Origin of the sequence: Brucella tritici (genome assembly GCF_008932295.1) — a bacterium.
Lineage (GTDB): Bacteria > Pseudomonadota > Alphaproteobacteria > Rhizobiales > Rhizobiaceae > Brucella > Brucella tritici.
This window is the reverse complement of record NZ_WBWA01000010.1, coordinates 68,308-94,139: the sequence shown is the minus strand read 5'-3', so window position 1 is coordinate 94,139 and position 25,832 is coordinate 68,308. Positions and strand designations below refer to the sequence as shown.

The window sequence follows — 25,832 nt, the reverse complement described above, 5'->3', positions numbered from 1 at the left end:
CTTTATGAATCTAGTGGATTTTTCGAATTTGACGTTTGAAACGTGATTTATGTCGGACGGGTATCAAACGTCAAATTCAATCCACCAGAGCGCGTTGCGATCTGATCATTTGTTTTTACGCACATCTTTTCCGATCGAAGCAGGATCAGAAATCAGTCCAGTGGACTGATTTCCCTGCGTAGGCGTTTCACAGTTTTCGGGATGCGCTCTAATCAACTTGAACAGACTTGATACCGCGGCGGCGCTTTCGCGCTGCCTCTATTTCCTCACTCAGATGCCTGATCGTCTCGCGGTCGATGATGCGGATATTGCGCGCCAGAAGATTGGCGAGTTCCGTCGCTTGCGGCGACAGGCCCGACGTATCGATTACAACACGCGGATGCGACACGGCGGCAAGGTTCTGCAACTCTTCCGCCTCGTCCCAGATGATATTGAAATAGGTGATGATGCGCTGAAGCAGGTCCCAGGTCGGCTGGCCGCGCCGGCCATGTTCCAGCGCGGACAGATAGGCGGGTGAAACGCGAAGCGCTGCCGCCATATCCTTCTGCGTCACACCGCGTTCTTCCCGCAATTCGCGCAAGCGTATTCCAAATGGCGTCATCGCGGTCTGCTCCCCCCAGGCAATAGGGTCTGCTGTGCCATGTTTTGGGTCTGGCGGCGAAGCCTTACATAAAGGGCGCCATGCCCGCCATGATGACGCGCCGCATCCTCATAGGCACTCACCAGAAGCCGGAACAGCGGTGTGGAGAACCAGTGCGGCACCGCCTGTCGCAAAATCCCTTCGCTGCCGAATGAACGCCCTTTTCCGGTAATGACCATGACATGACGCAGGCCGCGTGCATGCGCGCTGACCAGAAATCCATAGAGCAGGCCGTGCGCCTCTCCCTGCGTGAGACCGTGCAGATCGATGCGGGCTTCAATATCGACACGACCTTTGGCGATCTTTCGATGCGTCGGCTTGTCGAGTGACTGAATCTGCATTTCTCTGAGCGCCGACAGGCCCTTCTTCGGTTTGCTCGCCTCCACCGCAGGCTGAACTTTCGGCTTCACAGCGCGCTTTTCTTCTTCCGCCATCAGAGATTTGAAATCGGGAAGTTCGTCCTCACTCGCCTTTGGCTTTATCAGCGGCTTTGCGGTTTTCGCAACCGTCTCCCACAGGATGCGGTCTTCGGGCCGCAGATAGTCTTTTTCCGGCTTGTCGGTGTCGCGCGCCATTCCGTTCAAGCCTCCAGAAGCCTGCGCGGCACCAGCGCATAAAAGTCTGCATCGTCCTTCACGCCGCCCGCGATCTCGCCTGCCGTGTCACCTGAACCAGCGAACAGATCGCCGCGGGCAGGGCCGACAATGGCCGTTCCCGTATCCTGCGCGATCATCAGGCGCGCAAAAGGTTCGCCGTCAAAGACCGTAACATCGGGTGCGCTGACATGGATCGGCGTTCCGAATGTGTGGAGCAACTTGTCGACAGCAAGCGAACGCCCGGCGGTCAGCGGAACTTTTGCAGCGGCAATCGGACCGGCATCCGGGTCGTCCACAGAAGCTTCCCGGAAGAAAATGTAGGATCGGTTTTGCCAGATGAGATCATCGGCCATGTCTGGATGCTCGGCCAGCCAGCGTCGGACCGACTGCATGGAAATTTCTGAAGCCGGAATTTCGCCATTGGCAACCAGAATGCGACCGATACCCGTAAACGGATGGCCGGATTTGGCTGCATATGTAATGCGCAGCAACCCGCCATCACGCAGTTTCAGGCGCGCGGCACCTTGCACATGCGCGAAGAAGGCATCGACCCGGTCGGCAACGAAAGCGATTTCCAGCCCACGCCCGGAAAGACTTCCCCGTTCGATTGTCTGTCGATCGTCATATTCGGCAAGGCCGTTCTCCGTCCGGCGCGCAAAGGCAAAGGATGGATCAAGGCCGATAGGACGGCTTTCATCTGTCACTTTCACGAGGTCATCAGGCTGGCGCAGGAAGGGCACATTGAACCGGGTGTCGGCCTCAAGGGAGGCTTCGATCTCCGGTTCATAGAATGCAGTCACAAAGCCTGTTCCCTGATCGGGAACGATCCGGCAAGGGATGAAATTCTGTTCGAAGAAAGCACGCGCTTCTTCCACACCCGGATTGTCGAGACTGCGCGCAGCGGCAAAGATCGGCTCCAGCGCTTCGAAACGGATGCCGAGACTGCCGCTTTTGTATGTCTGGTGTGCTGCATAATCGGCGGAACGGCGAAACGCAGCAAACGCTGCGGACTGATCGTCCAGGTACCAGCCCGGACAATCGGAAAAAGCCACCGGGCGCAAAATCCTCGCCAAGTCGTTCATCGCCGCATCCGTTTAGCTATATATAAACAAAAAGGCCGCTGAGCTGGGTCAGCGGCCCGATTCATATGCTTTCTCTTAGTCTTCCGCCTCGGTCGCGACAAGCTTCCAATTTGGATCACGTGATCGTGTATCGCGGGCAAAGGTCCACAGATCCTTGATCTCGAGCACATTTTCCGGATCGCCGTCGATCAGCTTGCCGTCCTTGTCAAAGGTGGAGGAAATCATCTGGCTGACGATATTGACCGTCACATGCGCTTCAGACCCCTTCATCTCTGCGCCAGCAATTTCAGCCTTATCAATGCCGACAAAGGACGAGCGCACGCTTTCGCCACGGGTTTCGCGTTCGTCGATTGCCGAGACGAACCCTTCAAAGACATCCTTGGAAAGCAGATTTTTCAGAACCTTGCGATCACCATCGGCAAAGGACATCACGATCATTTCATAGGCGATCTTCACGCCATCCACAAAGCTGGCCGGATCGAACGAAGGATCGGCAGCGTAAATCGCGCGCAGACCGTCATTGACCGGCGTGCCGACCGGCGCTGCCTTGTCGATGGCTGTGAAATCTTTTTCGCCCGGACGACGCGGCAGGGAGACGACATTATCCGTCTCACCGCTTGCCGGTGCAGCATCGGCATTGCGGGCTGAGCTATAAGGATCGAAGGGCGGTTTTTCACTTCCGGTACGACGGCCAAGAACATTCCTCAGCTGGAGAAAGATTATCACCGCTGCGATGAAGAAGAATATCGTGCCAAAATCAAAAAATTCCATGCCGCCTGCCGCTGATTGAAGGATCAGGCATTTCGCCTTTCCCTATCCCTGATTTGTATCTCATACATATAGATCGGCTTACGTCATCATTCAAATCCCGATCATGCGTACCTATTTGATATTGCATGACAGACAGTTTCAATTTCGTTCCGAACCTGAAAAAGTTACAATTCGGGTTAAACTGAAGCGCTGAAACCAAACAACAAAGGTCGTAACTTACGTGTCCTCCTCTCTCGCCCCTCTCGTCATGCTGGCGATGCCTTTCATCGAAATTGCCGGTTTCGTCATCGTCGGCAGCAAGATCGGCGTTTTCGCGACCTTGGGCCTCGTTATTCTGAGCGCAATGCTGGGTTTCTTTCTGCTGCGCGTGCAGGGCATCGGGCTTTTACAGCGTATCCGTACCGAAACGGCTGCCGGGCGCGTGCCGGATCGCGAAATGGTGCATGGCGCCATGCTGGTTCTGGCGGCAATCCTGCTGATCGTGCCCGGTTTTGTGAGCAGCACCATTGGCATTCTGCTGTTCATTCCGTTCATTCGCGATTTCATGTGGGAAAAATTCATGCGCGGCCGCATGGTCGTTGCTACCTCGGCGCGCTATTCGGACGGCTATGGGCAGCAGCGCCCCGGTCCAAATCCGCGTCAGGACCATGTCATCGATCTCGATCCCGAGGATTACACCACCAGGCCGAACGAAAACTCGCCTTGGAAAGACGACCGCAAAGATCACTGAATGCGCAAATACTAACCTAAAAAGCCTTTCTTGCCTCATGCCCGCGCACATGCTAGCCAAACGTTCCGACCTTTCGGGACAGCTGTGCGCAGTTTGTGCTTGAGGGGCCAAAATTTTAATCACCGATAGAAGGCATACCGATAATGAGCGATAAGGCCGCGGGCGAAGTAAAGAACGGCAATGGCGCGACGGCCGAGCCGTCCCTCAACATTCTGGCGCAATATGTGAAGGACCTGTCCTTTGAAAGCCCGGGCGCGCCGCTGTCGCTGCGTCCGCGCGAGAAGGCACCGTCCATCAACATCAACGTGAACGTAAACGCCAATCCGCTTTCCGAAACGGATTTCGACGTTGTGCTGACGCTGGAAGCCAAGGCTGTTGACGGCAAGGACGTTCTCTTCAACACCGAGCTCGTCTATGGCGGCGTGTTCCGCATTCAGGGCATCCCGCAGGAGCATATGCTTCCGCTTCTGTTCATCGAATGCCCGCGTCTTCTGTTCCCGTTCGCGCGCCAGATCATTGCCGACGCAACGCGCAACGGTGGCTATCCGCCGCTGATGATCGACCCGATCGATTTCGCGCAGATGTTCCAGAGCCGCATGGCCGAAGAACAGGCCAAGTCCGCTGTAAAGAGCTGATCGTTTTAAAAGATGACGGAAAAAGCCCGGTTTCGACCGGGCTTTTTCATATCCGCTTCTGAGACTTACTCAGTACTTTTTCCAGATGGCTTTTTCGCCCAGCTTGCCCACAAGTGCGGCGTGGGCAGCACGCTCCGCATCGGAAATGCGTGGGGCAAGCGGCCTCGGGCGCGCGGCAAGAACGATGGCAGCACCGCTTTCTCCGGCATTGTTGCCGCTTGCGGCACCGCCCATGCTGAGCCCAAGCGCTGTCTGCTTGCCGCCGATCAGTTCGATATAGACTTCAGCCAGAATCTCGGAATCGAGCAATGCGCCGTGCAGGGTACGGTGTCCGTTCTCGATGCCGTAGCGCTTGCAGAGAGCATCGAGCGAATTCGGTCCCATCGGATGCTTGCGGCGGGCAAGCGCCAATGTATCGATGATACGCTCCGACTGGATTTCAGCCTGTTTGAGCCTCGCCAATTCCGCATTGATGAAGCCAAGGTCAAACATGGCATTATGCGCCACCAGCTTCGCGCCATCGAAAAACTCGAGAAACTCATCCAGAATTTCCGCGAATGTCGGCTTGTCCAGCAATTGTTCGTTGCTGATACCATGCACCGCAAGCGCTTCAGGATGAACCTGGCGGCCCTGCGGGTTGATGTATTTATGGAAAGTGCGGCCTGTGGGAAACTTGTTGATCAGTTCCACGCCGCCGATTTCGATCACACGGTCCTCAAGCCTTTCCAGGCCGGTGGTTTCCGTATCGAAAACGATTTCACGCATTGAAGAACCTCTCGGAAAATAACTTTGCTACCTATAGCACGCTGCCGCCGATTATTCGGTAGCGACCGCCGACTTTCCACCTAATTCCGCGACTATTTCGTTAATCTGGCGACGCAGATTGTCGAAACTCCCGCTTGTATCGATGATGAAATCGGCTCTTGCGCGTTTTTCCGCATCCGGCGTCTGGCGCGCGAGAATGGCATCGAGCTTTTCTTCCGTCATGCCCGGTCGCGCAAGCACACGAATGCGCTGTATCTCGGCAGGAGCGGAGACAACCACGATCTTATCCACACGCTTGTCGCCGCCGGTTTCGAAAAGCAGCGGAATATCGATCAGCGCCAGAGCGGCGCCGGTTTCTTCCGCGCTGCGGCGAAAGGCTTCCTCTTCCTCGCGCACAAGCGGATGAACGATGGCTTCCAGTTTTTTCAGGGCTTCGGGCTTTCCGATGACGGCAGCGGAAAGTTTTTCCCGATTAACCGCACCGTTTTCCACTGTGCCCGGAAACGCAGCCTCGATCAGCGGCGCCGCACGGCCGGAATAGAGCTGGTGCACGGTATCGTCGGCGCTATAGATCGGCACACCGGCTTCGGCGAACATGTTCGCCGCCGTTGTTTTTCCCATCCCGATGGAGCCGGTTAGTCCAAGCACAATCATAGGGCGCCAGCCTTTGCCATGTCTGCCAGAATATGCTCACGCAGTGCCTTCGTCACTTGCGGCCTTTTGCCAAACCAGCGCTCGAAACCCGGAACAGCCTGATGCAGCAACATGCCAAGACCGTCCACTGTCACCAGACCTGCTTCTTCGGCCTTTTTCAGAAATGGCGTCTTGAGCGGTACATAAATAATGTCGGTCGCGACTGCTTTTCGCGATGCCTTGCCAAGATCAAGCGGAAATATTTCCTGCTCGTCATGGCCGCTCATGCCGAGCGATGTCGTGTTGACGATCAATCCGGCGTCAAAGACCAATTTTTGCGCCTCGTCCCAGCCATGCGCCGAGACTCGTGGTCCGAAATGGGCTGCAAGATCTTGCGCCCGGCTCACCGTACGATTGACGATGGCGACTTTCTTAAAGCCGCGCGACAAAAGCGCGTGGACAATTGCCCGGCTTGCGCCACCGGCCCCCAGGACAAGCGCATTGCCGGCATTGTCCCAACCGGGAGCCGATGCATCGAGATTGGCCGCAAAGCCATAGGCATCGGTATTGCCGCCATGAAGCCTACCATTTTCCAGCCAGAGCGTATTGACCGCGCCGATAGCTTTGGCGGCCTCATCCAGACTTTCCACGGCAGCATAGGCTGCTTCCTTGTGCGGAATGGTGACATTGCCACCGGCAAAACCGTTTTCGGTAAGCGACGAAGCAAAGGAGCCGAAATCCTCCGGCTTCACTTCTATCGCCTCATAAGAACCGTCGAGCCCAAGTTCCCGGAGCCAGAAACCATGGATCAGCGGCGACCGCGAATGTTTTATCGGAAAGCCGGTGACAAACGCCTTCTTAGCCATCGATCAGTTTTTCCTTCCGCAGTTCAGCCAGCAGCGGTAGCAGCGGCAGACCGACAATCGTGAAATAATCGCCTTCGATCTTCTCGAAAAGCTGAATGCCCGGTCCTTCAACCTGATAAGCGCCGACGCTCGAAAGCGCGACATCGCCCACCCGACCGAGATAACGCCCGACAAAACCCGGATCGAGATCGCGCATGGTCATGCGGGCAATCGAAACGTGACGCCACAGGGTTTTGCCGTCCTTCACCAGCACGACAGCACTGTTCAACTGGTGGGTCTTGCCGGAAAATTTCAGAAGCTGGCGGCGCGCCGCCTCCATATCTGCGGGCTTGTGGAAAATCTCGTCGCCGAGCGACAATGTCTGGTCGCAGCCGATCACCACCGCGCCGGGGTTCTTCTCGCTCACATCGAGCGCCTTCGCCTCGGCCAGAACCTGTGCGACTTCTTCCGGCGTGGCGCCCGTTTCATAAAGCGGGGCTTCCACCGCCCGCTCATCGATATCCGCGCTTGCTGTTGAAAACTCTATGCCGGCATTTTTCAACAAAGCCGAACGGAAGGGGCTTTTGGAGGCGAGAACGAGTTTGTCCGTCATGGCTGCAATCCTTGTTTATGCCTTTTCGCTATGCGCGCGGAGCAGCGCCAGAATGGCGGCTGCAGTTTCCTCAATCGACCGGCGCGACACATCGATAATCGGCCAGCCGTGGCGGTTGCATATATTACGCGCATAAGCCAGTTCTTCCGAGATGGAAACGCGATCCGTATAGAGGCCGGTATCCAACGACGGCACATTGCCGAGCGGCCGGTTCTGGCGGATTTGCGAAATCCGTTCGGCCGTCGCGACCAGCCCCACGATCAATGGTCGTTTCGCCGTGAAAAGCACCTCTGGCAGGGGAATCCCCAGCACAATCGGAACATTGGTGGCCTTGATGCCGCGATTGGCGAGATAGATGCTCGTCGGCGTCTTGGATGTGCGTGAGATGCCGACAAGAATAACGTCGGCTTCCTCAATGTCATAGGGCAATTGCCCGTCATCATGTTCCATCGTGAAATTGAGCGCGTCGATCCGCCGGAAATAATCGGCATTGAGAACATGCTGCGCACTCGCGCGGCGGTGAGCCGGCGCACCGAGATAGGATTGAAACGTGTTCAGCACCGGCTCCAGCACGGAAACGCTCGGCACGCCCATCTCGGCACAGGATTCATCGATGATCGCCGCCAGTTTCTGGTCGACAATAGTATAGAGAACGATGCCGGGTTCCGCATCGATGCCCTCAAGAACCTTGCGCAACTGCTTTTCGGTGCGGATCAGCGGATAGATATGCTCGATGGCGCGCGCATTGGCATATTGCGCTGCCGCCGCACGCCCCGCGGCCAGGAGAGTCTCTCCCGTCGCATCAGAAATCAGATGAAGATGAAAGTAGGAAAGCGGTCTGGTCACAGTTTTGTTGCCCTCCTGTTGACGGCTGTGCGTAAAGGCCGAACGTCTTCCACAAGCCATGGCAGGCCGTGGGAAACTTGGCAAGTCATCCACAGCGGGCGAACATGTGGCGAGTGGTCATCAACATATGTGGACAAGACTCATGAAAACGCGAAATCCCGTCGTAATTCCCAGCTTTTCCACAAATCCTCATGAACTGCGTCAATTGGTAACCCTTTATATTAAAAGAGGGAATTGAGTTTTCATTGTATTTGGTCAGACTATCGGTGAATGATTGCACAGGATGAGATGGCAAATTCGGAACTGTGGGGAAAACAGGGACAGACCTTAATCCCCGATTCCAACAGACTCTAAGAATCAAAAGATTCCTGAATCATCCTTTCTTTATGAGAACCGGACTGGATAACTTCAGACCAAAACCGGATCAGGTAACCAACAGGGCGGATAAAAATCAGATGAAGCGCAAAGTCTTGAGAGTGATCGACGGTGAAACGGTCTTTCCACCTCCCATCTGGATGATGCGCCAGGCCGGACGCTATCTTCCCGAATATCGCGAGACGCGGAAAAAGGCCGGGAGCTTTCTCGATCTCTGCTATTCGCCCGATCTTGCTGTCGAAGTGACGCTTCAGCCGATCCGCCGGTTTGGCTTTGATGCAGCCATTCTCTTTTCAGATATTCTTGTCATTCCTCATGCCCTTGGACGAGACCTTCGCTTTGAAGAAGGCAAGGGACCTTTGATGACACCGATTGATGCCGACGAGATTTTCTGGCTTGAGACGGAAGGCGTCGCCAAAAGGCTGGAGCCGGTCTACGAGACGGTTCGGCTGCTGCGGGAGCAGTTGCCCGACGAAACGACGCTGCTGGGCTTCTGTGGCGCCCCCTGGACCGTTGCGACCTATATGATCGCCGGTCATGGCACACCGGATCAAGCGCCTGCTCGTCTTTTCGCCTATCGCTTCCCGGAAGCTTTTGAAAAGCTCCTGAACGATCTTGCCGATGTTTCCGCCGAATATCTCATCGAGCAGCTCGATGCCGGTGCCGATGCGGTGCAGATTTTCGATTCATGGTCTGGCGTTCTGGACGAGAACTGCTTTGAGCGTTTCTGCATCCAGCCCGTTGCCCGGATCGTCCAGAAGGTGAGGGCGGTCTATCCGGAGGCACGCATCATCGGTTTCCCGAAAGGGGCAGGGATGCTTTATGCAGGCTATCGCGAAAAGACCGGTGTGGACGCCCTTGGTCTTGACTGGTCAGTCCCCTTTTCCTTCGCTGCCGCCCTTCAGGAAGAAGGCGCGATACAGGGCAATCTCGATCCGCTGCGCGTGGTGGCAGGCGGTAATGCGCTGGATGAAGGCGTGGACACGATTCTCGAACGTCTCGGCCAGGGCCCGCTGATCTTCAATCTCGGGCACGGAATCACGCCACAGGCACCGATCGAGAATGTGCATCGTATGATCGACCGTATTCGCGGAGGAAAATCATGAGCCAGACAGCTCCGGAAAATCGCGGATCGGCAGTTGTCATCCGCACTGTCGTTTCGCTGGTTGTGGTGGCGCTCGGCGTCTGGGCATTGTTTCACGTGAATCCAGCCGATGCCTATCTTTGGATCAAGTCACTGCATGTGATTGCCGTTATCGCCTGGATGGCGGGAATGCTCTATCTGCCGCGCCTGTTCGTCTATCATTGTGCCGCAAAGCCCGGTTCCGAAACATCGGAAACCTTCAAGGTGATGGAAAAGCGGTTGCTGCGCTTCATCATCAATCCGGCCATGATCGTAACCTGGATTGCCGGACTGTGGATGGCCTGGGAAATTTTCGGTTTCCAGGGCGGCTGGCTGCATGCAAAGCTGCTGCTGGTTATACTGATGTCCGGCCTGCACGGCTATCTGGCAAAATCCACGCGGCTTTTTGCTGAAGACCGCAACATGCGCTCGGCCAAACATTGGCGAATCATCAATGAAGTGCCGACAGTTCTGATGATCTTGATCGTCATATTGGTGATCGTTAAGCCGTTCTGATTCAACAACAACAGTTCCGGCAGAGTGGGAAACGGCTTTGCCGGACTGTTTGAAAACAGGTAGTTAGAGCGATCCGGCTCTAACCGGTATTTCTCCGGCACCGTGGACAATCAATCCCGCTTGCCGGTTTTCTGCCATTTTTCTGTTGCAGAAATTTTGCGCTATCCCTACATGAGACTTGCTCTGCATGCTGCAAATCAGTATGTAGAAAGCCTCTTCCCTTCAAGACAGCAGGCCTTCGATGCCGGTCACGACGTTCAGGTGGCCACCTTTCCGAACAACTGCATTTTCTCCTTACATTTTAAAAAGAGTTCCTCATCCATGCAGGAAATGAAACTACAAGAACTAAAGAACAAGACACCGGTGGAGCTGCTGGCTTTTGCCGAAACGCTTGAGGTCGAAAACGCGAGCGCCATGCGCAAGCAGGAACTGATGTTCGCGATCCTCAAGAAGCTGGCGGCCCAGGACGTCGAAATTATCGGCGAGGGCGTCGTTGAAGTGCTGCAGGACGGATTTGGCTTCCTGCGCTCTGCTGATGCCAACTACCTGCCGGGTCCAGACGATATTTATATTTCTCCCTCGCAGCTACGTCGTTTTTCTCTCAAGACCGGTGACACGGTCGAAGGCCCGATCCGCGGCCCCAAGGAAGGCGAGCGTTATTTCGCGCTGCTCAAGGTCAATACGATCAATTTCGAAGATCCTGAAAAAATCCGGCACAAGGTTCACTTCGACAATCTGACGCCGCTCTATCCCAATGAGCGCTTCAAGATGGAACTCGAAGTTCCAACCTCCAAGGATCTTTCCCCGCGCGTCATCGACCTGGTGGCACCGCTCGGCAAGGGCCAGCGCGGCCTGATCGTCGCTCCGCCACGTACCGGTAAGACTGTTCTTCTTCAGAACATCGCTCATTCGATCACCGCAAATCATCCGGAATGCTATCTGATCGTTCTCCTGATCGATGAACGTCCGGAAGAAGTGACCGACATGCAGCGCTCGGTGAAGGGCGAAGTGATTTCCTCGACCTTTGATGAACCGGCAGCGCGTCACGTTCAGGTGGCCGAAATGGTCATCGAAAAGGCCAAGCGCCTTGTCGAACATGGTCGCGATGTTGTGATCCTGCTCGACTCGATCACTCGTCTCGGCCGCGCCTACAACACGGTCGTGCCGTCTTCCGGTAAGGTTCTGACCGGTGGTGTGGACGCCAACGCATTGCAGCGCCCGAAGCGTTTCTTCGGTGCAGCGCGTAATATCGAAGAAGGTGGTTCGCTGACTATCATCGCAACCGCGCTGATCGATACGGGCAGCCGTATGGACGAAGTGATCTTTGAAGAATTCAAGGGCACCGGCAACTCGGAAATCGTGCTCGACCGCAAGGTTGCAGATAAGCGCATCTTCCCGGCCATGGATATTCTCAAGTCCGGCACCCGCAAGGAAGACCTGCTGGTTCCGCGCGCCGATCTGCAGAAGATTTTCGTTCTGCGCCGTATCCTCGCGCCGATGGGCACCACCGATGCGATCGAATTCCTTATCGACAAGCTCAAGCAGACCAAGAGCAATTCGGAATTCTTCGACTCGATGAATACCTAAACATTGTTCGGTTAAAACCGTTTGAGAAGCGCCGCGCGGGAAACCGTTGCGGCGCTTCTTGTTTCAGGATGCTTTGCCGAGGAGCAGCCGCAAAGCATCGGCGCTTTCAACGGGGGGCAGGCAGACATGCCCCTTGCAGAACCGGGCCGACGGATGTTCAGGCTCCGCAGTTCCCCCGGTCGGGAGTTCTATTGTCCTGCCCGCCTCAAATCGCACAAACTTGTCCACACGTCGTGGATCGGGATTTCGATTCGCCGTCGAAACAAGTTCTCCGGCATTGTCCTCGGTTGCCACGACAAGGGAAAGCGGTTCGGCTGCAAAGCGAGCCGCATTCAATATTCCAATCTGTCCATATTGCTGCGCGAAGGCTCGCCCGAGTGCCTGTTCTATCAGCTTCTCATTGCTCTGATAGAGATCGATATTACCCGTCGCCAGAAACAGTCTTGTCAGTGCTTCAATGATCTGGCTGGTCGCGCTCGGTATCGCTTCATCATAGTCGCCATAGGCGTGCAGGATGACGTCATCAGCATCCAGTGCAGACAGGCGATAATTACCGGTATCATCGCGGTGATCGTCATCGAGCGACTTCTTGAATTTCAATGCATCATCGATGAACGCCTGTTCGCTCGTTGCTTCATAAAGAGCAATGGCTGCATTGATCATCGATGCATAATCAGTTGAAAGGGCAGGGTAGAGAAGCGAATTTTCCATGCGGCAATGTGCGATCCGGCCGTCGCGAAAGCTGCTCACTATGGAGCGATAGGCATCGACCGCCAGATTGATCCAGTCCTGCCGTCCAAAACTCCGGCCTGCTTCGGCCAATGCACGAATGGCAAGCCCATTCCAGTCGGTCAGCGCCTTTTCATCCCGCCCGGGATGGACCCGCAATTCGCGATGCGCAAGCAGCTTCTGCCGCGATGCTTCTATCATTGGGGGCAGGGACGTGCCGTTATCGACTGCGTGAAGACGGTTCAGAATATTCTGGCCATCCCAGTTTCCGTCTGCTGTGACACCGTAATAGTCCTTGAAGGCTTCGCTATCATTGCCAAGCGCCTTATCGATTTCCTGCTCGCTCCAGACGTAAAACCGTCCTTCCTCACCTTCGCTATCGGCGTCCAGGCTGGATGCAAAACTTCCGTCGGACAAACGCATTTCCCGGATCAGCCAATCGACGGTCTCTTCGATTCGTAAACGAAACAAATCATTTCCGGTCTCGGCGAATGCGTAAGTCGCATGGCGAATGAACTGAGCATTGTCATAGAGCATTTTTTCGAAATGCGGCACCAGCCAGTTGGCATCGGTGGAGTAGCGGCAAAGCCCACCGCCCAGATGGTCGTAAATCCCGCCCTGAAGCATAATTTTGAGCGACAGGAGGAAATTGTCCCGATGTGTTTCGTTGCGCCCATAGAGCCAGGAGAGCCATAGATTGTCCATGAAAGGCGCGTTCGGGAACTTGGGCGCTCCTTCTATTCCGCCCCGGACGGGATCAATCAGGCTGCTGATGCGCGTTGCGATCTCGTCAAATCGTTCTACTTCGTTTGTTATTGGGGCGATCTGCGCTGCCAGACGGCCTTCCAGATGATCGAAGACGGCCTGTGCATTATGGTTAATTTTCTCTTTATCCCTATGCCAAAGATTATTGACCGCATGCAGCACATCGACAAAGCCGGGCATGTTGTGGCGCTTGTGCGGGGGAAAATAGGTGCCGCCCCAGAAGGGCTTTCCGTCTGGCCTCAGAAACATGGTAAGCGGCCAGCCACCCTGTTGTCCCATCGCTCCAAGCGCTGCCATATATATCTGGTCTATGTCGGGCCGTTCCTCGCGGTCCACCTTCACATTGACGAACAAGGCATTCATCACTTCCGCCACATCAGGATTTTCAAAGGACTCATGCGCCATGACATGACACCAGTGGCAGGCAGCATAACCAACTGAAAGCAGAATCGGCCGGTCGAGCTCCCTTGCAGCATCCAGCGCTTGCCTGCCCCAGGGCTGCCAGTGAACAGGATTGTCCGCGTGCTGGCGCAGATAGGCGCTTGGTTCACCGGAAAGGCGGTTGCTGCCAGCGAGGCGAGTGCGGTCTAACTCAGTCATAAGGCTTTTCTTTCACTGCACGAATGAATATGCCATTCCTTCAGCACCCGTCAGGTTGCTTTCGTCCTTATTGATTATAGGTCAGGAAATGAAATGAGCGAGATCGCTTCCTTTCAAGATACGATTTTTGCTTTATCGAGCGGTCGCCTACCGTCCGGTGTTGCCGTGGTACGCATTTCTGGCCCAAAAGTTCGATTCGTTCTCGAAACGATAATTGGGTCGATACCGGCACCGCGATATGCAGCCTATAAGTTGTTCCGTGGCCGAAATGGTGATTCAATCGATCGCGGACTTATCCTGTTTTTTCCTGGGCCGAACAGTTTTACCGGCGAGGATTGCGCCGAATTTCATTTGCATGGCGGTAAAGCCGTTGTCGAGAAGCTCTTATCTGAAATGGGAGAACTTCCCGGTTGTCGTATAGCGGAAGCCGGAGAGTTTACGCGACGCGCTTTTTCCAATGGCAAGATGGACCTGACTATTGCCGAAGGGCTTGCAGATCTGATCGCGGCTGAAACCGAGGGACAGAGGCGGCTTGCTTTACAGGTCGCGTCGGGCACGCAGCGCGAACTCTATACGGAATGGCGTCAGCGTTTGCTGCGCGCGCGCGCTTTCATCGAAGCCGAGCTGGACTTCGCCGATGAAAGCGATGTTCCGGGTTCCGTATCAGAGCAGGTCTGGCAGTCGCTGGCACTGCTGAAGAGAGAAATCGAGAACCATATAGCAAGCGGCAAGCGTGCTTCCATGTTACGCGACGGGCTGCATGTTGTGATTGTTGGTGCGCCGAATGCCGGTAAATCCAGCCTGTTGAACTTTCTGGCCGGGCGCGAAGTGGCGATCATATCGGAAGAAGCGGGAACGACTCGCGATCTTTTGGAAGTCAAACTCGATCTGGGTGACATCCCGGTCTACGTGACGGATACAGCAGGTTTGCGGGAGACCGATAGTTCGGTCGAGAAAATCGGAATTGAACGCGCCCGCGCGCGTATGGCAGATGCTGATCTGGTCCTTTTGCTGGAGGATATGAGTGATCCCATAGAGGTCACGCCCGATGAAACATCAGCAATATTATGGAGAATCGGGACGAAGGCTGATCTGAAAGGGGAGCCTTCCGGTAACTGGTCCTATCGCATCTCGACGAAAAACGGTGAGGGATTGGATGGATTGTTGAATGCACTCCAGAGCTTTGCTGAAGCGCAGATTGGCCAGATTGAGGATGCTGTTCCTACACGGCAGAGGCATATCAACCTTCTGCGATCTACTGTTGCTGAAATCGACAGGGCTATAAGCGGGACAAATCTTCCGCTTGAACTCCGTGCTGAGAACATGCGCCTCGCGTCTCAGCATCTCGGACGCATTACCGGAGATGTTGATGTCGAAGAGATTCTGGACGTTATTTTCTCGCAGTTCTGTATTGGAAAATGATTCACGTGAAACACGTGATGATTTGCCTTGAAAATTGTTTCACGTGAAACATCTGTGGAATCTCGCTGAGGTGACTGACTGGGGTGATTGACTCCCTCTTTCATTCATGAGTCGCTCTTTCGCCGAGATTTGATCGCGCGACCCGCCAATTTGATCTTCCGTTTCAGGCCCATTCGTGGCAAAGAGACATCTTTCAGAAACGGATTCGAGTTGCGTCAGGATGAACCCAATGAGTTCGACCGAAGCCACAGTCTTTGATGTCATTGTGATCGGCGGCGGCCACGCGGGATGCGAAGCTGCTTCTGCATCTGCGCGCGCAGATGCCAAGACCGCGCTTGTAACACATCGCTTTGATACTATTGGCATTATGTCTTGCAACCCAGCCATTGGTGGGCTGGGAAAAGGGCATCTTGTTCGCGAGATCGATGCACTTGATGGCTTGATGGGGCGTGTTGCCGATGAAGCTGGTATTCAGTTTCGTCTGCTCAACCGTCGAAAGGGGTCAGCTGTTCGCGGCCCTCGAACCCAGGCCGACCGCAAGCTTTATCGGCTTGCTATGCAGAAAATGATTGCGGCCCAGGATAACCTGTTTGTTGTCGAAGGCGGCGCACACGATCTTCGGGAAGAAGACGGGCACATCACTGGGGTTGTTCTGTCCGACGGGCGGACCTTGACATGCGGTGCCGTCGTTCTGACGACCGGCACGTTCCTGAACGGTTTGATCCATATTGGGGAAAAGAAGATTCCGGCTGGCCGGATGGGTGAAAAGCCGGCGCTTGGTCTTTCCGAGCGATTGACGTCGTTTGGCTTTGCGCTTGGTCGTCTCAAGACGGGCACGCCACCGCGGCTGGACGGACGCACGATTGATTGGCAGAGCCTCGACATGCAGTCTGCCGATGAAGAGCCTGTGCCATTCTCTCTTATGACGGATTGCATCACCACGCCGCAGATTGATTGTGGCATTACGCGTACGACGCCAGAAACCCACGCTGTCATTCGAGCCAATCTGCATCGTTCTGCCATGTATTCTGGTTCTATTGAAGGCATAGGTCCGCGATACTGTCCGTCGGTTGAAGACAAGATCGTCAAGTTCGGTGATCGCGACGGTCACCAGATATTCCTGGAACCGGAGGGGCTGGATGACGATACCGTTTATCCAAATGGCATTTCGACATCGCTTCCCGAAGAAGTACAGCTCGACATATTGAAGACCATATCGGGGCTTGAAAAGGCGGTTATGCTGCAACCCGGATATGCGATCGAGTATGATTTCATTGATCCGCGCGAGTTGAAGCGCAGCCTTGAAACCCGGAAAGTAACCGGTCTTTTTCTGGCCGGACAGATCAATGGCACAACCGGTTATGAAGAGGCCGGTGCGCAGGGCTTGCTTGCTGGTATCAATGCGGCGCGTCGGGCTTCTGGTGGCGAGCCTGTCATTATCCAGCGTACGGAAGCTTATATAGGCGTTATGGTCGATGATCTGACGTCACGCGGGGTCAGCGAGCCCTATCGCATGTTTACCTCGCGTGCAGAATTCCGTTTGTCGCTTCGCGCAGATAATGCCGATCAACGCCTGACACCTTTGGCAGACAAGCTTGGCATATTGGGGCAGGCACGCAAGGAACGCTTTGAAGCACGTGAGGCTGCCTTGAATGAGGCGCGGTCACTGGCGCAGTCACTGACGATCACACCCAATCTGGCCGGTCGCTATGATCTGCGTCTCAATCAGGATGGTGTGCGCCGTTCAGCCTATGATCTTCTTTCCTATCCGGAAATCGATCTGGATCGGTTGAAGCCGATCTGGCCTGAGCTTCAAACTATCGCTCCGGCAACGCGGGAAGCTCTGGAGATCGAGGCTCAATATGCCGTCTATATGGACCGGCAGAAGAGCGATATCGCGGTGATGGAGCGTGAAGAGCAACTGCTCATTCCAGCTGGTTTGGATATTGACGGAATATCCGGTCTTTCCAATGAGTTGAAACACAAGCTCAAGCAGCGTAAGCCGGAAACGATTGCTGAAGCGCAGCGCGTTGACGGGATGACCCCCGCAGCTCTGGCGCTCCTTATCGCGCAGATCAAGAAGTTCGGATATCGGCATCGGGTTGCGTCGGAACTGTCCGAGGGGCAGGGCGCTGCATGAGCGCCGATACCCGTTTTGAAAGTCTGAAGGCAATCGTGCCCTCTGTTTCACGTGAAACAGCGGACCGCCTGATTGCCTTTGAAGAGCTGTTTCGTAAATGGTCCAAGGCGATCAATCTTGCCTCGCCCTCAACCTTGAACGCGTTGTGGACCCGCCATATTCTGGACAGTGCCCAGCTTTTTCCACTGGCAAGCGACGCCAAACAGTGGCTGGATATTGGCTCGGGCGGTGGATTTCCGGGCATTGTGACGGCCTGTTTTCTGGCCGACCAGTCCGGTGGCGCCATTGATCTTATTGAAAGTGCGGGAAAAAAGGCGGCATTCTTGCGCACTGCCGCCGGACATTTGCATGTACCGGCGCGTGTTCATTCGGCCCGCATTGAATCGATGTGGCAGAAAATTGAAACACCTCAAGTGGTTACGGCACGCGCATTGGCGTCGCTGAACGATCTTTTCGATCTGACGGAGCCGTGGCTGACCAAAGGCGCCAAGGCTCTCTTCCAAAAAGGTCGGGATTACCAGCGCGAGATCGACGAAAGCCATGTTGGTTGGAGCTTCGATCTGGTACAACATCAAAGTGCTATCGATCAGGCTTCGGTCATACTCGAAATCACCAATCTTCGGCGTAAAACTGTCTGATGGTTGGAAATTTCGAGGGGACGGGCAGCAGCAAGGCGACGGTGATGAACAAAATGTCCAGGATCATAACCATTGCAAACCAGAAGGGCGGCGTGGGCAAAACGACCACCGCCATCAATCTGGCTACTGCATTGGCTGCAATCGGTGAGACGGTATTGATTGTCGATCTCGATCCGCAGGGCAATGCCAGTACCGGTTTGGGTATTGATCGTCGCAATCGACCACTGTCCTCCTATGATGTGCTGACACAGGAATCGTCGGTTCCCGCCGCTGCCATGCCGACCGACGTTCCAAATCTCCATATCGTGCCATCGACATTGGATCTTCTTGGTATTGAAATGGAAATCGCGCAGTCCGCCGATCGTACGCGCCGCCTGCGTAATGCTCTGCGTTTTGATTCCGGTGTGTCCGAGCGCTTTTCCTATGTGCTTGTCGATTGCCCGCCGTCGCTTAATCTTCTGACGTTGAACGCAATGGCCGCAGCCGATTCGGTTCTGGTGCCATTGCAGTGCGAGTTCTTTGCTCTAGAAGGCTTGAGCCAGCTTTTGCAGACAGTTGATCAGGTGCGGTCATCGATCAATCCCGAGCTATCGATCCAGGGCATCGTGCTGACCATGTTCGACAGCCGCAACAATCTCGCTGCGCAAGTGGTGGATGATGTTCGCGCTTTTATGGGTGAGAAAGTCTATCGTACTGTCATTCCGCGTAATGTGCGCGTATCAGAAGCACCATCTCATGGAAAACCGGCAATTCTCTACGATCTGAAATGTGCCGGTAGCCAGGCCTATTTGCAGCTTGCATCGGAAGTTATCCAGCGCGAGCGGCAATTACAGGCCGCCTAACCAATCGATTCGACGACGAAACAATTCAGGAATAAGCCGAACGATGAATGACGATCCTTCAAAAAAGCGCCTTGGCCGCGGATTAGCGGCGCTGATCGGTGAAATCGACCGCCCTGTTGAAGAGCGTAAGGCACCTGTTCCGATTGAGCGGAACGTTCCGATTGAATTCGTGACGCGCAATCCGCGCAATCCGCGTCGCATGTTCTCGGAAGGCGAGTTGGAAGATCTGGCGCAGTCGATCAAGGAACACGGTGTCGTGCAGCCGATCGTCGTGCGTCCGGCACCGGGACAGCCGGACCACTTCGAACTGATTGCCGGTGAACGTCGCTGGCGCGCGTCGCAGCGGGCTGGCGTCGACACGATCCCGGTTATTGTTCGGGACGTGGATGATCGCGTCGCGCTTGAGATCGCAATCATCGAAAACGTGCAGCGCGCCGACCTCAATGCGGTTGAAGAAGCGTTGGGATATCAACAGCTTATCGATAATCACGACTATACGCAGAATGATCTGGCACAGGTCATCGGCAAAAGCCGCAGCCATGTTGCCAATACGCTGCGCCTGTTGAAACTGCCGCAACCCGTGCAGGATTTCATCGTCGACGGGGCGCTTTCGGCAGGTCATGCACGAAGCCTCATCACGATGGAAAACCCGACTGCGCTCGCGGAACGGATTGTCAAGGACGGTTTGTCGGTACGACAGGTGGAAGCGCTAGCACAGGCAGAGGCCCGTGGCGGTGTTGAAGCCAAGCCCGGTAAGGCGGCACCTGTCGAGAAAGATGCTGACACCAAAGCGCTCGAAAAGCTGCTTTCCGATGTTACTGGCATGAAAGTCGAAATCAATCACCGTGATCGTGGTGGTGAGGTCAAGATACGATATAGTTCTCTTGAGCAACTCGATGAGATTTGCCGTCGTCTCCAAAGCTGATCTTTGAAGCAATACGTAACTTATAAAAACTCGCCGCATTCCATTGCGGCGAGTTTTTCATTTCGAGTAAGCTGTTACTTGAAGTGACTGATAGATCATTTCCTGTATCTCATACGGAAATATATCTATTTTCTTTTTCGCATTCGCCTCACGCAAAACCGTTTCGCACCTTGCTGGAAATGCCTTGCTATCGCCGCGCGTTCCGCAGTGACTCGACACTGATTGCCAACAGGCATTGGCGAATGATGGGGACGCTCAGGGCCGCATTCTGCCGGCTTTCGAGGACAGCGCGCTGCAGGCGCTCCATGACGCGTGCGAGGCTTTCGCCGGTCCATCGGCCGACGGCATTTTCAATGAGCTTCTTACGATTGAAAAAAATCGGCGGACGTGCCGCTGCCACGACAACGGATGCACTTTTACGCTCCGTATCGGCGATATGACGCAAAGTTTGAACCTGCTGGAACTGGCGCATCGCCGTATTGAGCAGCAGAAACGGTGCGGTGCCGGATTTCACGACGCGGTCGAAGGAGACTTCGAAACGCGGAAGATCACCAGCCAGAACCGCATCGATCACCTCGTCGGTGGAAAGACCGGCAACATCACCGACCGCCTCGCGCACATCATCTATATCGATCCGCTCCTTGCCGCGCGCATAGAGGCAGAGCTTCTCCAGCTCCCCGCGCGTGGCGAGGCGATCACCACCGAGACTTGCGCGCAGAAGCTGGCGACCGTCGAGCGTGATCTGCATCTTCCATTCGGCCAGAACGTCATCGATGACGCCATCGATGCCGCGGCTATCATCCGAGTAACAGGGCAGGGCCATACCGGCGGAAGCGTTCTCGACGGCGCTGCGCAAGGCAGCTCCCTTCTTGAGATCGCCAGCTTCGACCAGCACGAATGTTTCATGCGGCGGCTCGGTTGCGAGCAGCTTGACCGCTTCAGCCAGCTTCTTCTGGCCAGCGGCATTCTTGATCCAGATCAGGCGCTCGCCACCGAACATGGAGATGGTGCGGGCTTCGTCGGCAAGTTTCGCCGGGTCGGCCTCGATCTCGTCCGCTTCCATGCGAATGACGGCAAAGGGGTCATCCAGCGGCAATTTGCTTGCTTCGGCAAAACGGCGTGCACGTTCGCTCACCAGTCCCTTGTCGGGGCCATAGAGAAGCACGACCGGGAACGAGCTCGTCGGTCTTGCCAGAAAACTATCGACTTCGTGTGCTTTCTTCTGCGCCATAGAATTTAACTAACGCAATTCGCCTTCAAACAAAACAGCCGCCGCTCAAACTGAACGACGGCTGTGAAACAAAGCTGTTTGCAAAACCTATTCGATCAGCAGCGCGTCGTCGTCGAGCGTCTGGCCGCGTACCTTGCGGAACATTTCGATAAGGTCTTCGACACCCAGCGTCTTGCGCTTGTCGCCGGTCACGTCGAGCAGGATTTTACCGCCATGCAGCATGATCGTGCGGTCGCCATAATCGAGCGCCTGCCGCATGGAGTGGGTGACCATCAGGGCGGTCAGCTTGTTCTCGGCAATCAGCGTCCGCGTCAGTTCCATCACGAACTCGGCCATGCCGGGGTCAAGCGCTGCGGTATGTTCGTCGAGCAACAGAACTTCCGAACCGGAAAGCGTTGCCATGATGAGCGACAGGGCCTGACGCTGGCCACCGGAGAGAAGCTCCATGCGGTCCTGCATGCGGTTTTCCAGTCCCAGATTGAGGCTTGCAACGCGCTCGCGAAACCACGCACGGCGGTTGGCGTTGAGCGCATGGGTGAGCCCGCGCGTCTTGCCGCGTGAAGCGGCGAGCGCAAGGTTTTCCTCAATCGACAGCGTACCGCAACTGCCTGCGAGGGGGTCCTGAAACACGCGGGCGACGAGACCAGCCCGCTCGGCGGTCGGCTTGCGCGTCACATCCTTGCCGCTGATGACGACCTTGCCAGCGGTCGGGATCACATCGCCTGCAAGAACACCCAGCATTGTTGATTTGCCAGCACCGTTCGACCCGATCACCGTGACGAAGGACCCTTTTTCCATGGTCAGGTTGATCTTGTTCAGGACCTGCTTTTCGAGCGGAGTGCCACGACCGAACACAACATCGAGATTGGAAAGTTCGATCATGCTGATGCTCCTCCGCGACGCAGGCGCGGCAATATCAGGGCGAAGGTGACGAGAAGGGCGGTCGCGATGTTGAGATCGGACGCCTGCAGGCCAATAACGTCGCCGTTCGAAAGCGCTAGCTGGATGGCGATACGATAGATGATAGAGCCAAGCACACAGCCAATCAGGATCACCAGAATGAAGCGGCTGCGCAACAGCGTTTCACCGATGATAACCGCTGCAAGGCCAACCACGATGGTGCCCACGCCGGAAGTCACATCGGCAAAGCCGTTTGTCTGTGCGAAGAGCGAGCCGCCGAGAGCCACCAGTGCGTTTGAAAGCGCCATGCCGAGATAGATCTGCCGGTCGGTGCGAACGCCCTGCGCGCGCGCCATTCTCGGATTGGCACCGGTCGCACGCATGGCAAGACCCATATCGCTTTCCAGAAAGCGCCAGACGACAAACACCGCGATGGCGACCAGAACGAAGAGGAACAGCGGACGTACATAATATTCGGGAATGCCGTGACCGAAGAACGGCGTCAGCATGGTGTCCTGATTGATGAGCGCGATATTGGGGCGTCCCATCACGCGCAGATTGACGGAGAACAGCGCGATCATGGTCAGGATGGATGCGAGAAGATTGAGGATCTTGAAACGCACATTCAGCGTGGCGGTCACAAGCCCGGCGGCCGCACCGGCAACCATGGCGATGGCAGCAGCCAGCCAGGCATTCATGCCTGCAAGGATCAGCACGCCGGTTACGGCAGCGCCCAGCGGGAACGAACCGTCAACCGTCAGATCGGGGAAATCGAGGACGCGGAACGCCAGATAGACGCCGATGGCTACAAATGCGAAGACGAGGCCCAATTCGACCGCACCCCAGAAGGCGATCTGACTCACAATGTCATTCCTTGTTTCTCGCCGCGACCAAAATGAAAGATCGCCGCTTCAGCGCGGCATCGATCATCGGCGTTGTGGAAACCGGAAATCCCGGCCATTCCACGCGGCCAGCTTCAGTCACGACCGGTTTTGTTCTGAGTTCGCTTCCGGTGAGCCTGTCACCTGAAACATTTCCCCGGTTTTATGCCCGAAGTGAATTTGCTCCAGCCGGTCGCAAAAATCACTCCAAATTATATTTGCCGTACTGATTACGGTTGTTCTTGTCATATCGTTTTCGGGATACAACGCAAAAAGCGGCTGCACGCAAGCATTATCGCTATAAATGCGCCAAAAAGCACCATTCTGTGGGCCTTCTACAACATTTGGCTAAGTTGATTTCGGTCACACTTCGCCGCGCGCACGCCACAGCTCCCAGGCAAATCGCGCACGCACTCCAATGTCGAGAAAAGGCCGTGGAGGCAGCTCTGTCGGGCTACCGAGCTTCAGCATATCGTCGATCAGCGGATTGTCGATATCGCAGGCCATGTCGGCGGCAAGTATGCCGCCAATGGTTCCTTTTGTGATGCCGACACCGTTCTGACAGAGTGACGTAAAAACATTCTTCGCAATCTGTCCGAACCCCGGAGCGCCATTGCGCGACAGGCAAATGAAACCCGTCCAAGTGTGCTCCATATCCACATCGGGCAGCATCGGGAAACGTTCATCGAACAGCCGCTTGTGCTCGCGCTTGACCGTTTCACGGCGCGCATCCGACTGGCGGAGCGACGGGCAGAAATGTACGTTCTGCCGCACCAGAATGCGCCGGTCAGAGGTCAGGCGCATGGTGATGCCGGAAAAGGAGTTGGCGGGTGTCAGGCCCCATGGGGCGATTTCGCCGATGGCCCTGTATTCCTCGTCGGTAAGCCGACGGCTCAGGCTGGCATGGGCTGCAAAGTTCAGGAGCTTTCGTCTGAAAAAACCGAATTGCTCGCCAAATCCATTGACCGTCAGGATCATGGCAGGAGCCTCAATACTGCCCTTTGCCGTCGTGATGTGGATGCGCTCGCCGTAATCGATTTTGGTGACAGCGGAGTTTTCATAAAGCGTGACGTTATCCGGCAGGCTGTCGGCGAGGCCACGCACCAGGGCAGCCGGGTTCAGAAGCGAGGTACCATAGGTGAAGATGGCAGCCTTGAAATGGCTTGTCCCGAGCCGTCTGACCAGAGCATCACCTTCAAGCCAGTCGAAGGGCTCCTTGAGGCGTTCCAGCTCCTTGACGGTGGGTTCAAGAACGTCGCGCACACCCTGATCGGAAACCGCAGCGTGAAACTTTCCATCCTGCCGCCAGTCGCAGTCGATACCATGCTGGTCGATCTGCTGTTTTAGATGATCGATGGCGGCACGCGCCAATGCGCGGTAGCTGTGCGACTTGGCCAGTTCCTCCATCGAAGAGCTGACATTATGCGGCAGATCAATGGCAAAGCCTGCAGCCCGGCCCGAAGTCCCTTTTCCGACTTCCTGCGCATCGATCAGTGCAATCCGGTCGCTGCGACGGTTCTCGGCCAGACGTCGTGCGGCTGCGACGCCCGCATAGCCCGCACCGAGCACGATCCAGTCGGCCTTGATACCGCCCTGGAGCGCCGCATTTGGCGCGCGAACCGGCAATATCTTGCTCCAGCCATTGGTGTTGTCGTCAGCGGGAAGGATGCGAATCGCGGGCATTTCACATAATCCAGGTTTGGAACATCTCTCACGGGTGTTCTAGAGCATAATCCGACCGGAGTGGAACGAGGATCGATAAGATTATGCTTCAAATAGAAGACTTTAGAATGCGGATCTGATTCAATCAGATCGAAACGCGCTCTAAAGAAAAAGGCGGGGACCGACCCCGCCTTTTTCATTCATGTCGAAAGTTTTAGTCGATCTTGCTGGTCGCGCGGTCGATAACAGCCTGCGGGAATTCGACGCCCATCTTCTTGGCAGCGCCGAGATTGATGACGAGATCGGTGCCCTTGGCAATGTCGACCGGAATATCGCCCGGCTTTTCACCCTTGAGAATCTTCACCACGACGGCGCCGGTCTGCTTGCCGACATCGTAATAGTTGAAGCCGAGTGCAGCCAGTGCACCACGCTTGACAGAGTCCGTATCAGCGGTGAAGAGCGGCAGCTTGCTTTCCTCGGCAACGCCGACGGCGCTTTCCAGAGCCGAAACGATGGTGTTGTCGGTCGGAACATACATGGCATCCGCGCGGCCGACGAGCGCGCGCGCTGCACCCTGAACTTCAGCCGACTTGGTGGCTGCCGATTCAACGATTTCGATGCCTTCAGCGGAGGCGGCTTCCTTCAGTGCGGCCAGAAGCGACACGGAATTGGTTTCGCCGGAATTGTAGAGATAGCCGAGCTTCTTGATGTTCGGCATCACTTCCTTGATGAGCTTGATATGCTCTGCCACTGGCGACATATCGGAAAGGCCGGTCACGTTGCCGCCGGGCTTCGTCATGTCCTTGACGAGCTGCGCGCCGACTGGATCGGAAACGGCGGTGAAGACGACCGGAATATCACGGGTGGCCGAAACGACAGCCTGTGCCGACGGCGTGGAGATCGGAACGATCACATCTGGAGCTTCGCCGACGAACTGGCGGGCGATCTGTGCGGCGGTTGCCGGGTTGCCCTGTGCGGACTGATAGACGAATTTGAGGTTTTCGCCTTCCTTGTAGCCGGCTTCGGCCAGTGCATCCTTCACGCCGTCGCGTGCGGCGTCGAGGGCCGGATGTTCAACAATGGCGGTTACGGCGACGGTGACGTCTTTTGCCTGTGCCGAGGTGGCAATGGCCGTTGCGGCCAGCAAGGCCAGAAGCATAGAACGCATGAAAATCTCCCCTGTTTTGGTGCGTTGCTTGTCGGCAAACACCTTTTCTCCAATAACCTCAGATTGAAGGTTTATCCGCCAGATTTGAGGCTTAATCGGGTCCGGATAGACTGTCAACGTGCGGGGCAAAGTGTCGGCAAACCTATCGGGCAACCTTTTCGGTTTGAGCGCG

Annotated in this window: 25 protein-coding genes; 10 read left to right on the top strand and 15 right to left on the bottom strand. The window is 55.6% G+C overall.

What is annotated here, in order from left to right:
* Nucleotides 1-208: 208 nt before the first annotated feature.
* The 4 genes from F9K91_RS12660 to F9K91_RS12645 all read right to left on the bottom strand — a co-directional run bounded on the left by F9K91_RS12660 (nucleotide 209) and on the right by F9K91_RS12645 (nucleotide 3,089).
* Nucleotides 209-601, bottom strand: coding sequence for a helix-turn-helix domain-containing protein (locus tag F9K91_RS12660; RefSeq protein ID WP_151555227.1), 393 nt, complete (start codon nucleotides 599-601; stop codon nucleotides 209-211).
* The gene (locus F9K91_RS12655; RefSeq protein ID WP_151555226.1) at nucleotides 598-1,215 is read right to left on the bottom strand and encodes a Smr/MutS family protein; all 618 of its coding nucleotides are present in this window, start codon (nucleotides 1,213-1,215) and stop codon (nucleotides 598-600) included. The genes F9K91_RS12660 and F9K91_RS12655 overlap by 4 nt, the downstream gene beginning before the upstream one ends.
* Nucleotides 1,216-1,220: 5 nt before the next feature.
* Nucleotides 1,221-2,318 carry a murein transglycosylase A gene (gene mltA, locus F9K91_RS12650; RefSeq protein ID WP_151677914.1) on the bottom strand — a complete coding sequence of 366 codons (1,098 nt, stop codon included), beginning with the start codon at nucleotides 2,316-2,318 and terminating at the stop codon, nucleotides 1,221-1,223.
* Nucleotides 2,319-2,393: 75 nt separating this feature from the next.
* Nucleotides 2,394-3,089: a Tim44/TimA family putative adaptor protein gene (locus F9K91_RS12645; RefSeq protein ID WP_061344597.1), complete on the bottom strand. Its 696-nt coding sequence runs from the start codon at nucleotides 3,087-3,089 to the stop codon at nucleotides 2,394-2,396.
* Between the two features lie 220 nt (nucleotides 3,090-3,309).
* Here F9K91_RS12645 and F9K91_RS12635 point away from each other — a divergent pair, with 220 nt between their 5' ends.
* Nucleotides 3,310-3,819: an FxsA family protein gene (locus F9K91_RS12635; RefSeq protein ID WP_151555223.1), complete on the top strand. Its 510-nt coding sequence runs from the start codon at nucleotides 3,310-3,312 to the stop codon at nucleotides 3,817-3,819.
* A gap of 143 nt (nucleotides 3,820-3,962) precedes the next feature.
* Nucleotides 3,963-4,454 carry a protein-export chaperone SecB gene (gene secB, locus F9K91_RS12630; RefSeq protein ID WP_006468052.1) on the top strand — a complete coding sequence of 164 codons (492 nt, stop codon included), beginning with the start codon at nucleotides 3,963-3,965 and terminating at the stop codon, nucleotides 4,452-4,454.
* 69 nt (nucleotides 4,455-4,523) lie between these two features.
* On the opposite strand, the gene dnaQ is transcribed toward secB, so the two are convergent.
* The 5 genes from dnaQ to F9K91_RS12605 are packed head-to-tail and all read right to left on the bottom strand — an operon-like array spanning nucleotide 4,524 to nucleotide 8,156.
* Entirely contained in the window at nucleotides 4,524-5,219 is a 696-nt protein-coding gene (gene dnaQ, locus F9K91_RS12625) for a DNA polymerase III subunit epsilon (protein WP_061344595.1), read from the bottom strand.
* Between the two features lie 51 nt (nucleotides 5,220-5,270).
* Entirely contained in the window at nucleotides 5,271-5,873 is a 603-nt protein-coding gene (coaE, locus tag F9K91_RS12620) for a dephospho-CoA kinase (RefSeq protein ID WP_151677912.1), read from the bottom strand.
* The gene (locus tag F9K91_RS12615; protein ID WP_151677911.1) at nucleotides 5,870-6,718 is read right to left on the bottom strand and encodes a shikimate dehydrogenase; all 849 of its coding nucleotides are present in this window, start codon (nucleotides 6,716-6,718) and stop codon (nucleotides 5,870-5,872) included. Before F9K91_RS12615 ends, coaE begins: the two co-directional genes overlap by 4 nt.
* Complete coding sequence (locus F9K91_RS12610; protein ID WP_151645581.1) at nucleotides 6,711-7,310, bottom strand: Maf-like protein; 600 nt, start codon at nucleotides 7,308-7,310, stop codon at nucleotides 6,711-6,713. Before F9K91_RS12610 ends, F9K91_RS12615 begins: the two co-directional genes overlap by 8 nt.
* Before the next feature lie 15 nt (nucleotides 7,311-7,325).
* The gene (locus F9K91_RS12605; protein ID WP_109986999.1) at nucleotides 7,326-8,156 is read right to left on the bottom strand and encodes a pyruvate, water dikinase regulatory protein; all 831 of its coding nucleotides are present in this window, start codon (nucleotides 8,154-8,156) and stop codon (nucleotides 7,326-7,328) included.
* A gap of 455 nt (nucleotides 8,157-8,611) precedes the next feature.
* Here F9K91_RS12605 and hemE point away from each other — a divergent pair, with 455 nt between their 5' ends.
* From hemE to rho, 3 genes are all read left to right on the top strand, one after another.
* Nucleotides 8,612-9,637 carry a uroporphyrinogen decarboxylase gene (hemE, locus tag F9K91_RS12595; RefSeq protein ID WP_104755112.1) on the top strand — a complete coding sequence of 342 codons (1,026 nt, stop codon included), beginning with the start codon at nucleotides 8,612-8,614 and terminating at the stop codon, nucleotides 9,635-9,637.
* Nucleotides 9,634-10,170, top strand: coding sequence for a protoporphyrinogen oxidase HemJ (gene hemJ, locus F9K91_RS12590; protein WP_151677910.1), 537 nt, complete (start codon nucleotides 9,634-9,636; stop codon nucleotides 10,168-10,170). Before hemE ends, hemJ begins: the two co-directional genes overlap by 4 nt.
* A gap of 321 nt (nucleotides 10,171-10,491) precedes the next feature.
* The gene (rho, locus tag F9K91_RS12585) at nucleotides 10,492-11,757 is read left to right on the top strand and encodes a transcription termination factor Rho (protein WP_109987171.1); all 1,266 of its coding nucleotides are present in this window, start codon (nucleotides 10,492-10,494) and stop codon (nucleotides 11,755-11,757) included.
* A 63-nt stretch (nucleotides 11,758-11,820) separates the two neighbouring features.
* On the opposite strand, the gene F9K91_RS12580 is transcribed toward rho, so the two are convergent.
* Nucleotides 11,821-13,851 (bottom strand): thioredoxin domain-containing protein, encoded by a 2,031-nt coding sequence (locus F9K91_RS12580; protein WP_151677909.1) that lies wholly within the window; start codon nucleotides 13,849-13,851, stop codon nucleotides 11,821-11,823.
* A gap of 93 nt (nucleotides 13,852-13,944) precedes the next feature.
* On the opposite strand from F9K91_RS12580, the gene mnmE reads away from it, so the two are divergent.
* The 5 genes from mnmE to F9K91_RS12555 all read left to right on the top strand — a co-directional run bounded on the left by mnmE (nucleotide 13,945) and on the right by F9K91_RS12555 (nucleotide 19,818).
* Nucleotides 13,945-15,273 (top strand): tRNA uridine-5-carboxymethylaminomethyl(34) synthesis GTPase MnmE, encoded by a 1,329-nt coding sequence (gene mnmE / locus F9K91_RS12575; RefSeq protein WP_151677908.1) that lies wholly within the window; start codon nucleotides 13,945-13,947, stop codon nucleotides 15,271-15,273.
* A gap of 229 nt (nucleotides 15,274-15,502) precedes the next feature.
* Nucleotides 15,503-17,413 (top strand): tRNA uridine-5-carboxymethylaminomethyl(34) synthesis enzyme MnmG, encoded by a 1,911-nt coding sequence (gene mnmG / locus F9K91_RS12570; RefSeq protein ID WP_151677907.1) that lies wholly within the window; start codon nucleotides 15,503-15,505, stop codon nucleotides 17,411-17,413.
* Nucleotides 17,410-18,051, top strand: coding sequence for a 16S rRNA (guanine(527)-N(7))-methyltransferase RsmG (gene rsmG, locus F9K91_RS12565; protein WP_151677906.1), 642 nt, complete (start codon nucleotides 17,410-17,412; stop codon nucleotides 18,049-18,051). Before mnmG ends, rsmG begins: the two co-directional genes overlap by 4 nt.
* A gap of 44 nt (nucleotides 18,052-18,095) precedes the next feature.
* Nucleotides 18,096-18,893 (top strand): ParA family protein, encoded by a 798-nt coding sequence (locus tag F9K91_RS12560; RefSeq protein ID WP_151677905.1) that lies wholly within the window; start codon nucleotides 18,096-18,098, stop codon nucleotides 18,891-18,893.
* A 43-nt stretch (nucleotides 18,894-18,936) separates the two neighbouring features.
* The gene (locus tag F9K91_RS12555; protein WP_061344585.1) at nucleotides 18,937-19,818 is read left to right on the top strand and encodes a ParB/RepB/Spo0J family partition protein; all 882 of its coding nucleotides are present in this window, start codon (nucleotides 18,937-18,939) and stop codon (nucleotides 19,816-19,818) included.
* 187 nt (nucleotides 19,819-20,005) lie between these two features.
* Here F9K91_RS12555 and holA read toward each other — a convergent pair whose 3' ends face one another.
* The 5 genes from holA to F9K91_RS12530 form a co-directional block, all read right to left on the bottom strand.
* Nucleotides 20,006-21,049, bottom strand: a complete 1,044-nt coding sequence (holA, locus tag F9K91_RS12550) for a DNA polymerase III subunit delta (protein WP_151650871.1) — start codon at nucleotides 21,047-21,049, stop codon at nucleotides 20,006-20,008.
* A gap of 87 nt (nucleotides 21,050-21,136) precedes the next feature.
* Nucleotides 21,137-21,931, bottom strand: a complete 795-nt coding sequence (locus tag F9K91_RS12545) for an ABC transporter ATP-binding protein (protein ID WP_151677904.1) — start codon at nucleotides 21,929-21,931, stop codon at nucleotides 21,137-21,139.
* On the bottom strand, nucleotides 21,928-22,812 hold the full coding sequence (locus F9K91_RS12540) for an ABC transporter permease (protein ID WP_061344582.1): 885 nt from the start codon (nucleotides 22,810-22,812) through the stop codon (nucleotides 21,928-21,930). The genes F9K91_RS12545 and F9K91_RS12540 overlap by 4 nt, the downstream gene beginning before the upstream one ends.
* 381 nt (nucleotides 22,813-23,193) lie before the next feature.
* Entirely contained in the window at nucleotides 23,194-24,513 is a 1,320-nt protein-coding gene (locus tag F9K91_RS12535; protein ID WP_151677903.1) for an NAD(P)/FAD-dependent oxidoreductase, read from the bottom strand.
* A gap of 193 nt (nucleotides 24,514-24,706) precedes the next feature.
* On the bottom strand, nucleotides 24,707-25,660 hold the full coding sequence (locus tag F9K91_RS12530) for an ABC transporter substrate-binding protein (protein WP_151555209.1): 954 nt from the start codon (nucleotides 25,658-25,660) through the stop codon (nucleotides 24,707-24,709).
* Nucleotides 25,661-25,832 lie beyond the last annotated feature (172 nt).